Annotated in this window: 14 protein-coding genes; 10 read left to right on the plus strand and 4 right to left on the minus strand. The window is 52.4% G+C overall.

Annotation, left to right across the window (positions count from 1 at the left end; translation table 11 throughout):
• Window positions 1-13: 13 nt before the first annotated feature.
• A complete protein-coding gene (locus ACW9KT_RS14060; RefSeq protein WP_457081437.1) occupies window positions 14-448 on the minus strand; it encodes a YtxH domain-containing protein in 435 nt (144 codons plus the stop codon).
• A gap of 261 nt (window positions 449-709) precedes the next feature.
• Here ACW9KT_RS14060 and ACW9KT_RS14065 point away from each other — a divergent pair, with 261 nt between their 5' ends.
• The 5 genes from ACW9KT_RS14065 (at window position 710) to ACW9KT_RS14085 (ending at window position 3,603) form a co-directional block, all read left to right on the plus strand.
• Window positions 710-970, plus strand: coding sequence for a Kazal-type serine protease inhibitor domain-containing protein (locus ACW9KT_RS14065; protein WP_457081438.1), 261 nt, complete (start codon window positions 710-712; stop codon window positions 968-970).
• A gap of 20 nt (window positions 971-990) precedes the next feature.
• Window positions 991-1,362: a cupin domain-containing protein gene (locus ACW9KT_RS14070; protein WP_457081440.1), complete on the plus strand. Its 372-nt coding sequence runs from the start codon at window positions 991-993 to the stop codon at window positions 1,360-1,362.
• Between the two features lie 136 nt (window positions 1,363-1,498).
• Complete coding sequence (locus ACW9KT_RS14075) at window positions 1,499-2,356, plus strand: dienelactone hydrolase family protein (protein ID WP_457081442.1); 858 nt, start codon at window positions 1,499-1,501, stop codon at window positions 2,354-2,356.
• 158 nt (window positions 2,357-2,514) lie between these two features.
• Entirely contained in the window at window positions 2,515-3,027 is a 513-nt protein-coding gene (locus ACW9KT_RS14080) for a hypothetical protein (RefSeq protein WP_457081444.1), read from the plus strand.
• 66 nt (window positions 3,028-3,093) lie between these two features.
• On the plus strand, window positions 3,094-3,603 hold the full coding sequence (locus ACW9KT_RS14085) for a hypothetical protein (protein WP_457081446.1): 510 nt from the start codon (window positions 3,094-3,096) through the stop codon (window positions 3,601-3,603).
• 99 nt (window positions 3,604-3,702) lie between these two features.
• Here ACW9KT_RS14085 and ACW9KT_RS14090 read toward each other — a convergent pair whose 3' ends face one another.
• Window positions 3,703-5,265 carry a M28 family metallopeptidase gene (locus tag ACW9KT_RS14090; RefSeq protein WP_457081448.1) on the minus strand — a complete coding sequence of 521 codons (1,563 nt, stop codon included), beginning with the start codon at window positions 5,263-5,265 and terminating at the stop codon, window positions 3,703-3,705.
• A 119-nt stretch (window positions 5,266-5,384) separates the two neighbouring features.
• Between ACW9KT_RS14090 and ACW9KT_RS14095 the strand changes: the two genes are divergently transcribed.
• The 4 genes from ACW9KT_RS14095 (at window position 5,385) to ACW9KT_RS14110 (ending at window position 9,852) form a co-directional block, all read left to right on the plus strand.
• A complete protein-coding gene (locus tag ACW9KT_RS14095) occupies window positions 5,385-6,020 on the plus strand; it encodes a hypothetical protein (RefSeq protein WP_457081450.1) in 636 nt (211 codons plus the stop codon).
• Between the two features lie 135 nt (window positions 6,021-6,155).
• The gene (locus tag ACW9KT_RS14100; protein ID WP_457081452.1) at window positions 6,156-7,967 is read left to right on the plus strand and encodes an ABC transporter ATP-binding protein; all 1,812 of its coding nucleotides are present in this window, start codon (window positions 6,156-6,158) and stop codon (window positions 7,965-7,967) included.
• Between the two features lie 57 nt (window positions 7,968-8,024).
• Window positions 8,025-8,978, plus strand: coding sequence for a GIY-YIG nuclease family protein (locus ACW9KT_RS14105; RefSeq protein WP_457081454.1), 954 nt, complete (start codon window positions 8,025-8,027; stop codon window positions 8,976-8,978).
• A 175-nt stretch (window positions 8,979-9,153) separates the two neighbouring features.
• Window positions 9,154-9,852, plus strand: coding sequence for a hypothetical protein (locus tag ACW9KT_RS14110; RefSeq protein WP_457081456.1), 699 nt, complete (start codon window positions 9,154-9,156; stop codon window positions 9,850-9,852).
• A 109-nt stretch (window positions 9,853-9,961) separates the two neighbouring features.
• Here the strand turns inward: ACW9KT_RS14110 and ACW9KT_RS14115 are convergent, their stop codons facing one another.
• Both ACW9KT_RS14115 and ACW9KT_RS14120 read right to left on the minus strand, forming a co-directional pair.
• A complete protein-coding gene (locus tag ACW9KT_RS14115) occupies window positions 9,962-10,441 on the minus strand; it encodes a hypothetical protein (RefSeq protein WP_457081458.1) in 480 nt (159 codons plus the stop codon).
• A gap of 177 nt (window positions 10,442-10,618) precedes the next feature.
• A complete protein-coding gene (locus ACW9KT_RS14120; RefSeq protein WP_457081460.1) occupies window positions 10,619-11,251 on the minus strand; it encodes a class I SAM-dependent methyltransferase in 633 nt (210 codons plus the stop codon).
• A gap of 157 nt (window positions 11,252-11,408) precedes the next feature.
• On the opposite strand from ACW9KT_RS14120, the gene ACW9KT_RS14125 reads away from it, so the two are divergent.
• Window positions 11,409-12,983, plus strand: coding sequence for a S8 family peptidase (locus ACW9KT_RS14125; RefSeq protein ID WP_457081462.1), 1,575 nt, complete (start codon window positions 11,409-11,411; stop codon window positions 12,981-12,983).
• Window positions 12,984-12,988: the final 5 nt, after the last annotated feature.

Here is a 12,988-nt window from a genome sequence, read left to right on the forward strand (position 1 = left end):
AGCCAGGGGTGGCTTACAGGTCATTCAGCATTTTCGTGATTTCACGCTTGCCTTTGCCTAGCTTCTGCTGCAAACGGCCTACGAGGTCTTCTTCTTGACCTTCAGCATATTGCAGATCTTCGTCGGTGAGCTGAGCATACTGCTGACGCAGTTTACCTTTGCTCTCGTTCCAGTCGCCTTTCAGCTTGAGGCTGCTACCAGCACCCGTGATGCCCATATCTTCGAGCTTTTCAACGTAGCCTTTGAACTGTGCATCCAGCTGCTCGCCATACTTGGAAAGCTGCTCGCCGAGTTGGCCGCTGTATTTGGTGGCAGCGTTCTTCAGGTTGCCGCGGGTAGCTACGCCTTTATCGGGCGCCATTAGCAGGCCAGCAATGATACCGGCGCTAGCACCAGCTAATACAGCGAGGAGAATTTTGCCTGAGTTGTCTTCTTGTTGATACGACATGTTGGTAAGGGAGAGAATGTGAATACTTGAAAACAGGCGGCGGTATCAGTGGCTCCAACGGTAGGAAAATGCCAAAAGAAGGTGCGCCTGGCTTGTTAAGCTGATTGCCTATACGAACACAGTTAAGCTGGGTTATATCTAAGCAGCAAAAAATAGATGAAATAAGATATTTAGGTGCTTGGGGGGCTTTTTTAAACCTAAGTCGTACTTTGAGCTACCGACTCATCTTGAGCGGCTAAGCTGTTTTGGCGTACTTGCATTATGAAAAACTTGCTTTTCGCGGTTGTCGGCCTACCGTTGCTGGCTATGTGCAATCAACCACCGGCCGCTTCTACGGCCTCCACGCCCACCACTACCACCGCTGCCTGCATCGACTCGACCAAAATCGACCCGGCGGGCATCTGTACCATGCAGTACGACCCGGTGTGCGGCTGCAACGGCAAAACCTACAGCAACGACTGCGTAGCTACCAATGCCGGCGTGCTCTCCTATACCAAAGGAGAATGCCCCGAGAAACCCTAAATCGAATAGTTGCCCCCTATATGCCCGACGAAAAAAAGTACTTCCGCCAGCAAGCGCCCTTCCGCGTACCCACCACCGATGGCAAGCTCATTGAGGAGCACATTGGCCTGGCCAGCACCCACACCAGCGAGTACAGCGTGGCCCATATGGTGGCGCCGCCGCAGTGGAGCGAGCCTCACCAGCGCCCGCAGTTCGACGAAATCACCATCGTAGTGCGCGGCCGTAAGCGGTTCGAGGTAGATGGCGACATCATTGAACTGAGCGCCGGCGAGTCGCTGCTGATCAAGGCCGGGGCGCGGGTGCGGTACTCTAATCCGTTCGATGCGGAGTGTGAGTACTGGTCGATTTGCGTACCCGCTTTTTCGATGGACACCGTGAACCGGGAAGAGTAGCGTTAAACTCCTGCGTAACGGCGCTGTTCAAGGGGCTGACGGAGCGTGCGCAACACCGCAAAATGCCCCCAGAAATCATTTTCTAACGATTTGCCACGCCACGGCCTGGCCTTACACTTCCTCTACCCTATCCCCTATGGATCAGCGCATCATCAACCTCTTCGACGAATACACCCATGCCCCACTCTCCCGCAAGGAGTTCATGGAGCGGTTGATGAAAATAACCGGCGGCGCAGCGTTGGCAACGGCGGCGCTAGCCGTGTTGGAGCCTGGCTACGCCAACGCCGCCACCGTGCCTGTACAGGATGCTAAGCTGGAAGAAGAAACCGTAACCTGGCCCGGTGACGGTGCTACCATGCAGGGCTACTTAGTGCACCCAAAGGGTAAAAAAAAGCGCGGTGCGGTGGTGGTTATTCACGAAAACCGTGGCCTGACACCCCATATCAAAGACGTAACCCGCCGTGTAGCCCAAGCCGGCTACTTAGCGCTGGGCGTCGATGCCCTGTCTCAGTTGGGCGGCACGCCCACCGACGAAGACCAAGGCCGCACGCTCATCGGCCAGCTCGACCCGCAAAAAACGCTCAACAATTACCTCGCTGCCCTCACCTATCTGCGCCAGCGCCCCGACAGCAACGGCAAAACCGGTTGCGTCGGTTTCTGCTGGGGTGGTGCCATGGCCAACCGCCTCGCCCTCAGCGACCCCAAACTCAACGCCGCCGTGGCCTATTACGGTACCCAGCCTAAGGACGCCGACGTATCTAAAATCAAAGCTCACCTAATGCTCCACTACGCCGCCCTCGATGAGCGCGTGAATGCTGGAGCTGCCGCCTACGAAGCAACACTGAAAGCTGCCAATGTTAAGTATCAGCAGTTTATGTATGAGGGCGTAAACCACGCTTTCAACAACGACTCCTCCCCTGCTCGCTACAACGCCGAAGCCGCCAAGCTAGCCTGGGAGCGGACATTGGGGTTGTTTAAGAAGGAGTTAAGCTAGGCTATTTCAGCTTAATGATATCCTTATTCAGGCCTACCTTGAGAGTGGTAGGTGTTTCGTGTTGGACGGTATTTGCTGTAAGTTGTCAGGAAAAGCCCTCCACGCAAACCTCTACGGCTCCAACTGCTACTCATTCACCAATCCTCGATACCACGGCTGTGGGTCAGTTGCCCGAAGCCGCGGCAGCACCTGTTTTCGTTGATGAATACTTGGATTGGGACGCTGTGAGACTTAACGGCAAGCTGCCGCTGATTGGAAAAACTGCGGATTTATATAAGCTTTTAGGCCAGCCTGATAGTTTGGTAAGCCCAGACTTTAATGATGTATGCGTTCACTACTTTGATGATAAGATTTTCCAGTATGCTTATTTCAAAGAAAGCCGCGCAGAAGTATATGGTGATACGGCGGTCATGACCTCCATTGATTTTCGCCACAATCCGGAGTTAGAATTAAAAACTCCTACTCTGCGGCTAAACAATAAAACTACTCTAGCGTCGCTTGCTAAAATCTATCCGCAGGCCGTAAAAAAGCAGGGCGAACTGGACGTGCACAAAGTCGGCAAACGAATAGAGGTTTCCTTAGCAATGGGTAGAAATGTGAGTGACGAGTCTTGGCTTTTGCTTTTCGATAAAGGGCTATTGGTGGAAATACAATGGTTTATGGCTTGCTAAATGCAAAAGCCAGTAGGATAGGCTGACTTTTAGAACCTGATTTTCAAAGTATATTTTGTTGCTTTCATGAAAAAAAAGTTACTCACATTCCTGCTTCTATTTGCTGCTTTAAGCGAGTTTTCTGCATCGGTGCAGGCACAAAGTACCGTGTCAAAGCCCTACACGTACATGCAGATTTTTTTCAATGGCCCAGCAGTTTCTTCCGGCTTCGCATTCATGAGTTTTAGCCCAGCCTTTCACAACCAGACAGATGTTAAGCTGGATGAACCGAGTATAGTTGATACTGTTATCGGGCCCTCATCCACCTCGACAACCCAGACAGATAAGAATCAACTTATTGAAGTCAGGAGTGTAGATACACAGGACCCTAAGTATAAGGCCGAAGCGAAAGAGCGTCGGGAAAAATATAGACAGCAAGTTGAAAAGCAGCTTAAAGCCAGAGATGACCGTAGCCAGAAAATGCGCACTACTTTGACGAAAGCACTAAATGATGCAGCAGCGGAAGGCTGGGAAGTAGTTCAGATGAGCGCTTACGGAGATAACGGTTTAGCTTATTTACTTCGCCGAGCTAAATAAATTATTCTGTTGTCTTTTCGTGGAAAAGCAAAATATCATCATTAAAAAAGCCCCCCAGAAACAGTCTGGGGGGCTTTTTTATGCTTCACTAGCAAAGCACTACGACTTAGGCACGGCCGCTGGCAGTGGCTTGCGCGGCAGCTTCTGGTCGCGCATGGCAGTGTGGTAAACGAAGGAAGCCACGATAACCGAGGCTTGCTTCAGGTCATCAGCCTGCAGACGGTCGAAGGTATCTTGGTTAGTGTGGTGAGTACGGGTGTTGTAGTCGAGGCCGTCCTGAACGAACTGGAAACCGGGTAATCCTACTGCGTCGAAAGCTAGGTGGTCAGTGCCGCCCGTGTTGCGGGGCGTTACGGTCGTGGCGCCTAGGTCAGCGAAGGGCTTGAGCCAAGCGGTAAAGATGGGCGCTACGCCTTCGTTGCCCTGCAAGTAGATACCGCGGATTTTGCCGCCGCCGTTATCGAGGTTGAAGTAGCCGGCCAGTTTCTCGTGGTCGGGCAACAGCTTCATGGTAGCGGGGTCAGCAAAGTGGTTCTTCACATAGTTGCGCGAGCCGTGCAGACCCTGCTCCTCCTCGCCCCACAGGGCAATGCGGATGGTGCGGCGGGGCTTTACACCGGTAGCTTTCAGGATGCGCATGGCTTCCATCATCACGGCGCAACCGGCCGCGTTGTCTGTAGCACCAGTGGCGGCGTGCCAGGAGTCTAAATGCCCCCCAAGCATCACTATTTCCTTTTTCAGCTTCTTGTCAGTGCCAGGGATTTCGGCGATGACATTATAGCCTTTCAAATCCGTGTTCTGGAAACGGGTTTTGGTTTCCATTTCTACTTCCACCGTAATCCCGGCTTCCACCAACCGAATCAGACGCAGCTGATCCTCGGGCGACATTTCTATTTCGGGCAGTACCGGCTTCGCATTGGCAGCGTAAGGGGCGCCATTGCTGGTGAAGAAAGTACCGTGCGAGCCGCCGCGGGTGCTTAGCACAGCGGCCGCGCCTTCGCTCATCAGCATTTCATTGAGCTTGGTGCGCAGGGCGAGTTGAGCACGGTAGGTAGTCATGCGCTCGGCCATGGCAGCCTCATCAGCGGCTGAGCGCGCGGCTGGAGCTTCCAGCATTTTGGTCAGTTCCTCATCGGTGTAGCGCTTGGCGTCGGCCTCGAAAGTGGTTTTGGGCGGCGTAGCCACGGCCATCACCACGATTTTATCGCGCACTTTCCCTTGGTACTTGGCCAAATCGGCCTCGGTAGCGGCCTGCACGTACACCACCTGCTTCTTTACGTTGCCGTTGGTAGAGGGCGTCCAGGCCTTCGGTGCACCAATCATGGCGTGATAATACGGCGCCGTCATAGCCACATATGACTTCTCGATGTCCCAGCCGCGACCAAAGTCGCCCCAAGGCTCGATGTTGGCGTTGCTCATGCCCCACTTGGTGAGCTGGCCTTTGGTCCACTCGTTGGCGCGCTTCAGGCCGTCGGAGTTGGCCAGCCGCGGACCGCAAACGTCGGTGAGGTAAAAGGCCGTTTCCATCACCTTAGAGCGGTTCATGCCTTCGTCTTTGATCTTGGCAATCATGGCCTGATCAACTTTTTCGGCTTGTTGGGCTAAGGTAGGTGCGGCCAGCGCCAGGCCACCGGCCAAGGCTAAGAGTCGGAGTGTTGTCATGTGGTTTGGTTGGTGGTGAGAGATAGTTTGATAGGCAAAGAGGCAAGAAAACATCGCAAGTTGCATTAGACCAAGTAACTAGTGATATCTTGCATGATCAAAATTGTATTATACTCGAAATGTTAATTCGCTCCATCTTATCGTTATCACTAAGTATCCTCTTCTTATCGTCTTGCAAAAAAGATGATCAGAGTCCTGATATAAAGGTACGTCAGCGTGTCTTTACTAACGGAATCGAAATAAAAGACCAGCGTGTAAAAGGCCGCTTTATTATAAATTCAGGTACTCCATTTACTGTACCTACTGTAATTGATCCAGCGGCTATTATTCGATTTGTAGCACCGGACACTGCTATATTTGGTACAGGGGGCATGAGCTTTTACGTAACTCAAAACGGCAATCAGCACTTGTTTTACTCTGTAAGATCCGTACAGATACCCACTAACAGGTTTAGTGGTGCCCCTGAAACTCATATTAGAGCGTTATTGAAATACATTGCTCCAATAGTTGAACTTCCTGTAAGCTCTTCTTCAATAATGCATCTTACTAAGGAAGTACGAGTAGGCTATAGAGGTCAAAGCAATATGAGAGTTGCTTTGTTGCACTATCGTCTCAAACGTAATTCTTTGGGATTTCCTAGCAATGAATTATCTGGATTATTATTCAATGAGTTTAATGAAGCGGCTATTGCTACTATAGGTCCCGGTGATACTTTAGCTGTGCAAGAATCAAGTTTCATAATGCCTGTGCAGTAGTATCAATATATCAGCTTAATTGCCCTAAGTAACTGGAAGCTTGACCTCATAAGTTAGGCTTTCTTTTTTGCCCCCAATAACCCCACCCCCACCTCCCTCGTCTAACCCAGCAGCTTTTACTGTTCCGCTGCTGCTATGAGTCTTTGGCAAATTATCCGCCGCCTGTACCCGTATGTTCTGCCTTACCGCGGGCTGGTTATCAGCACGTTGCTGCTGACGTTGGTGGGGTCGTTAGCGGCGCAAGTCAATCCGTTTGTGCTGCGCTACACCGTGGATACCGTGCAGGGGCTGCTGGATCAGGGCCTCGGACTGACCCAGGGGGCAAATTTGCTGCTTGTTGTTAGCGCGCTGCTGTTGGGCAAGGAAGTAATCAACACCTTCATACAGTTTGGGCAGAAGTTTTACGGCGAGAAAATTCGCATCAACGTTTCGAGCACCCTACACCAGTCGGCCGTGGATAAGATTTTGAGCTACCAGCTAGGTTTCTACTCCGACAGCGGCAACCAAACCGGCAAGCTCCAAACCCGCATCGACCGCGGCGTGGAGAGCCTGATGAAGCTGGTCCAGAACTTCTTTATCGACATCCTGCCGCTGTTTGCCAACTCCATTGTGGCCCTCATTATCATGTTCACGGCCAACGTGTACGTGGGGCTGGTGGCCCTGGGCATTCTGCCAATCTACTTCTGGATCAGCTACCGGCAGGCCGATAAGCTCAACGGCGTGCGCCGTAGTCTGCGCGGGTTGCGCGAGCAGCGCAGCCAGGGCCTCATCAACATCATCGACTCTATTGTGGTGATTAAGAGCTTTGTGCGTGAAGATTACGAAGGCGAGAAGCAGGCCGGCATGCAGCGTAACCTCGTGACTACCCAGCTCGAAACCCGCAAAACCAACTTCCTCTTCGACGGCCTCAAAACCTTCGTGGAGCAGATTGGCGTGGTACTCATCATCATCCTGACGGCCTACCTCGTGCTAGATCGGCAGATCTCCATCGGGGCCATCATGTTCCATATTCTGCTGTTCAATAACGTGTCGGCGCCCATCCGCCAGCTCCACCGCATCTACGACGAGATGAACGAGGCCCTCACTTACTCCGAAGGCTTCTTCGACATCCTCGACGCCACCACCGAAACCGAGCGCACCGGCCCCACCCCGCCCGACCAGCTCCGGGGGGCTTTTTCGCTCCGCCACGTCGACTTCACTTACCCCAGCGGCACCCAGGCCCTCCACGATGTCAGCCTCACCATTGCGGCCGGCCAAACCACCGCCCTGGTCGGCCTCTCCGGGGCGGGCAAAAGCACGATTCTCAATCTACTGTGCAAATTCTACGAGCCCAACGGCGGCGAAATGCTCCTCGACGGCCGCCCCCTCTCCGACTACGACACCCACGCCCTGCGCCAGCGCATCGGGCTGGTGCTCCAGAAAAACCACATTTTCAAGGGCAGCATCGAGGAAAACATCCGCTACGGCAACTTCTCCGCGACCTTGGACGAGATAAAAGCCGCCGCCAAGCAGGCCTACCTCCACGACCAAATCATGGCCCTGCCCCAGCAGTATCAGTCCGATGCTCAGCAGCTGTCGGGTGGGCAGCAGCAGCGCATTGCCATTGCCCGGCTCTTCCTCAAAAACCCGCCAATCATCTTCCTCGACGAGCCCACCGCCTCCCTCGACGCCATTGCCACTGAGCAAATCAAGAACTCGCTCGACGCCATCAAGCAGGGCCGCACGGTGGTCATCATCTCCCACAGTCTCGCCCAAATCGTGGACTCCGACTGCATCTACGTCATGAAGCAGGGCCGCATGGTAGAAAGCGGCACCCACGACGAGCTCTACGACAAGCGCGGCGCCTACCGCGAGATCTTCGACGCCTCGGCCCGCAGCCTCAATATCGAGAAGCTAGCGCGGGTAATGGTGGATGATGGAGATGAAGTAGAGGATACGGCAGCGTGAAGAGGTATTATGATAAATATTACATTTGAGAAAATCCACTAAAAACTAATAGCAATCGTGACCACATTTGGCAAGAGCGTAAGAATCTTTTTAAAAGACGGCACTTCAACAGGAATTAGGTTTGCCGAAATAGTAAATCATACAATTCAGTCCGTTACGTGTCCGCGTACGAGAGTTAATGAGCTTTATACTTTCAGCGAAGCAAATAGACCAGGAATTTATTTTCTTTTCGGCATAGATGAATCAACAACATTACCTAAAGTTTATATTGGTGAAGCTGAGAATATATTTAGTCGCATTCAAGAGCACGCTAATAAAAAGGATTTTTGGGATGAAGTTATTTTCTTCACAAGCAAGGATGAGAATTTAACAAAATCACATGTTAAATATTTAGAAAGCAAGGCTATAGAAATTGCTTTTTTCGTAAAAAGAAATACCGTTGATAATATCAACCAACCGCAATTATCTACCTTGCCTGTTGCAGACAAAGAAGCAATGGAGGAGTTGCTAGTGTACATCAAATTACTACTAGGCGTATTTGGGAAATATACACTTGAGCCAATAGCTCCTCATCAGACTAAGTCGCATACTCAAGATCTTAAATCACTTACAAATAATGATAGTATATCTTATGATGATATTACATCTTCATTATTTCTTAAAGTAGGAACCTTAAAAGCAAACGCAATACAAACAAACGAGGGGTTAGTTGTTTGCAAAAACTCTGAAGCAGCAGAAGTACATACTGCTAATCTAGGATTAGGCTATAGAAATCTTCGAGAAGATTTAATAGCAAATAATTCTTTGGTACTCAACGAAAACAAATATCTATTCCAGAATGATGTATTATTCGGCTCTCCCTCAGCTGCTGCGGCTGTTATTGTAGGATACAATATTAATGGAAGGGAGAATTGGAAGGACGTAAATGGCAAGTCACTAAATGAGATAGAAAAGCAAAAGTTTAATCTCCTTAAACCAATTGATAAAGAGGACACTATATTTAACATATAAAAATTCCCAAAGCTGGCGCGATCTTGTAGAGATTCATTGATGCACGTCGAGTGAGATAGTCCGAATCAAGAAGTTGGGAGCATTTCTAGTTGCTTCTGTCCAGCTCCCGTACACAGGATACACGCGTGCCAGCCCCGCCCGTGGCCAACGCTGGCCACCCCAAGTATTCCTGATCATGCAAAAATTCACCGTAGAGCGCCTGTCCTTCGATTCCCTTACGGAGCTACCGAACTCCTGGCAACCCCAAGACTACAAAGCTCTCCTGCTCAAAACCGGCTACGATAACCCCGACGAAATAGCCCCCGACGAGCTAAAGACCATGTGCCACATGGCCCTCACCGACCTGGAGCCCACGGCAGCAGCCCAACTCGTATTGGAGCATCTCCTCCAGGGTCAGCTCACGACCGGCCAGATAGAAAACCTAGCCCACCAGATGCTCACGGAGAAACTGTGGGAAGAAAACCCGGAGCTAGACCAGCACGAAGGCTTTTTTAAAGCCACCCAACTGCTATACACTGCCTACAACGGCAAGTTTCCGCGTGCAGAGGCGGTGCAGTTTCAAGTGCAGCTCACCACCGATGACGCCGAAGGCCTGGCCCTGTTCGACACCCAGCCGGAAGCCCCCCTCCTGCGCCTCCTAGCCCAAGGCATGCCCGACAGCACCCTGCTCAAGCGCCTGTTTCACGAGCAGCTCGACGGCACTAGCTTCCCTGAAGCACCGTCTATCATTTGGCAGCTGAAACCCCTAAAGCACGAGGAAAAGTCCGTCGTGTTCGATGTGGTTAGCTCCGCTTACTGGCTCGATGATTTTAAGTACGCCGACACCTACGAAGCCACTACTCAGGCTGATAGTTTAGTAGAGGAAGAGAGCTAAAATTCGAAGACTAATAAGCCCCATTACAAGGCTACTTGAAGGCAAAAGCCCCCCAAGTAGCCTTGTAATGGGGCTTATTGTTTTTTGTGCATTGACTTAACGCAGCTCTCTACGGTTTCTTGAAATAGCTGTAATACTGAAACCGCAGCGCTGGAGCAGAGTCTCTGTTTCGGTCTTCCGTGCGTGGAAACAGCAGAAAATAGCTCGCGTCGATAGTCCAGCCTCTGTTTGCTTTTTTTGATTTTAAATCAATACCCAACGACAATACGCCGGCAGCTTCATCGCCGGCGGGAAAGTATGTCGCACCCTGACGAAAGAACAATTTTCGACGGTTGGTGCTGGCTTGTACGTTCCCAAAATATAGGCGGTGCTCTGCACTTAGCGCCGGCCACACGCCACCCATCGTAGGCCCCACCCCAACAGTAAAACCTAGCTGATTGTATGAAGTTACATCGAACCCAACGCCTGCGTGCAGCAATTCGGGAGCGGATATGCCAATCTCGAATTTCGTTTTAGTAAAGCCTGCATCTTGAGCGAAGCCTCTTAGCGTCATCACCTGAAATATGAGAAGTAAACCAAGCTTTTTCATCTGATTCAGCTAGAGGGGGTAGACGGTAGAATTTACGCTTATTTGCCCGTCTTGCAGAGGCGGAGCCGAAGCATCTCGCGTGTTTAGTTGGTTACTACTCTGACATCAGCGCGAGATGCTTCGGCTCCGCCTCTGCATGACCGCCTTTTTATTAATTGTCAGTTTTACCCAACCTGCCTATTCTTCTCGACGAAAAAGAAAGCACACGATTCGCGGGGTGGTAGTGCGGTCGTTATCATCGAACCACTCTTGCAGGCTTACGCAGCTGAAGCCGTGGCGGCGGGCGGCTTCGGTGAAGTCTGAGATGTGGTGAACGTAGCAATCAAGCTCAAAAATGCCCCCCGCAGCCGTGTCGAAGCGGGCTTTGCTTCCTTGGTATTGTTTGAATGGGTGGAGCTCCCCGATGTAAAAATGGCCGTTGGGCTGGAGTGCTTTGCGGGCTTGATCAAAGACGTGGTTCAAGTCTTGGATATGCTCCAGGATGAGGCTGCATGTGATGAGGTTGGCGGGGTTGTGAGCGAATTGCCAGTCCTGGGTAATGTCGGCCTGCTGGAAGGAAATGTGCGGCTGCTGAAGCTTCTGCTGGGCCTTGAGCAGCATTTCTTGGGAAAAATCGACGGCGGTGAGGTGGGCGGCGCGGGTGGCCAGCCACTCGGTGTTCTTGCCAGTGCCGCAGCCTAGCTCAATTACTTGGGCAAAATGCCCCCCAGGTACCACGGCGCGGATAGCGCGGGCTTCCAGGTCGCGGGTTTTGTTTAGAACTGTGTCGTAGCTGTCGGCCCAGGTGTTGTAGGCTTCTTGGATGTTCATAGCGGCGGTTGTAGTGGAAGGTTGGAGGGCGTTTTGGGTTGGTGAGTTGTCGGGGAGAGGTAGTGCCGTAATACTACTAAAATCACTTGCGTTTGACGCTGATTTTCCGTCAATTAATCTACTGATATTCCCACCCTACTCTTATTATCGAAAGCATATGCGCACTTCTACTTCTCTTCTTTCCACGGCTTTGCTGGCTGCATTGCTGACAAGCTGCCAGCAGCAGTCCGACGACCAACTGACGCCTCAACCCAAAGTTGACCCTACCGTGGCGCTCAGCACCCAGCAGCTCGACTCGCAGATTATGAAGCGTTTGCGCGAAACGGGCCGTTTTGACTGGAATCAGGCTTCGGCCCACTTTGTTTGGAGTGCCCTCCGCCGCTCCGACTATGTGCTGTCGGTAGGCTACCGGCCCGCTGGCTTTGAGGGGGAACTACCCGCTGATGCTACGTCGCCCGCATGGCAGGAAGCCCGCGCTCAAGTGTTGGAGCTGATTATGGAGGAAGAACGCAAAGCCAACCCCGAGCTGAACCCTGCCCAAATAGTTGCCTATGAGGAGAATGTACTGCCCGTGCTTGACGTAACGGTGCGGGAGTTGAGCACGATTGAAAAGCTGCGCGCTTCCAGACTGGTGCGCTACGCCGAGCCCATGGGTTACGAGCCCAACCGTCGGCCGAGTGTTACGGCCAACAGCACGGCCTCTATTCTGAGCAGCAGCGGCTGCGATAACAACGTGCCCGCCCCTGGCTTATTAGCCGGCGCCGACTACACCGTTTTATCGAATGGCAGTAAATCGTCGTGGAATCAGGCCGACCAGTTTCACGGTATTCGGGCTGGCTGGAGCCAAAGCACGGGGCGAGGCATCAAGATTGTCATCATTGATTCGGGCTCGTCGTTAGCGCAGGAAAACCTAGGCTCCGACTTTAACCAGGGTCTAAGCGCGGGCCGCACCATTGAGCGGCTCGTAACCTTGCCGCGGCCTACTTTCCTGGGTATTCCTACGGGCCCCGTAGAAACGCCCGACGATGCCTGCGGGCACGGTACAAGCATGGCCGGCGTAGCGGCTGCTCCACGCGGTACTGATGGGGCTTCGGTAGGCGTGGCGTATAATGCCAACCTCATCACAATACGCGCTGCGCAGGACGTGTTTTTGGATGCGAGTCGCGAGGTAAAAGGTGTGTCTGATGCGTATATCTTGGCTGGCAACCGCTCCGATGTGCGCATCATCAGCATGAGCATGGGCCGCCTGACTACTTCCTCACAAATGACCGACGCCATCCGCTATGCCTACAATCGAGGCAAGCTTATCTTCTGCGCGGCGGGCACTTCCTTCGACTGGTCGTCGGGGTTTGTGGGGGTTACTTACCCGGCTACTCTTCCCGAAGCTGTGGCCGTCACCGGCGTAAAAGACAACCTGACCACGCGCTGCGATGATTGCCACGTGGGGGCTGAAGTTGAGTTCACGGTAGTGATGCAGAAACCCAGCAACGACCTGACTACTCTTACCTTGGCGATGAGCGGCGATGCGCCCAGCACCGTTGGCGGCTCTTCTGCCGCCACTGCCACCATGGCCGGCATGACCGCGCTGGTGTGGGCGAAATATCCGACCGAAACCCGCGCCCAAATCATGAATCGGTTGGTAGCGGCCAGCTCCAACCGCAGCGCCCGTAGCAGCACGCTTGGCTGGGGCCGCATAAATGTAGCCACTGCTGTTGGCGTGCTGGCTCTGTAAATACA

This window comes from Hymenobacter sp. HD11105 (assembly GCF_054051685.1).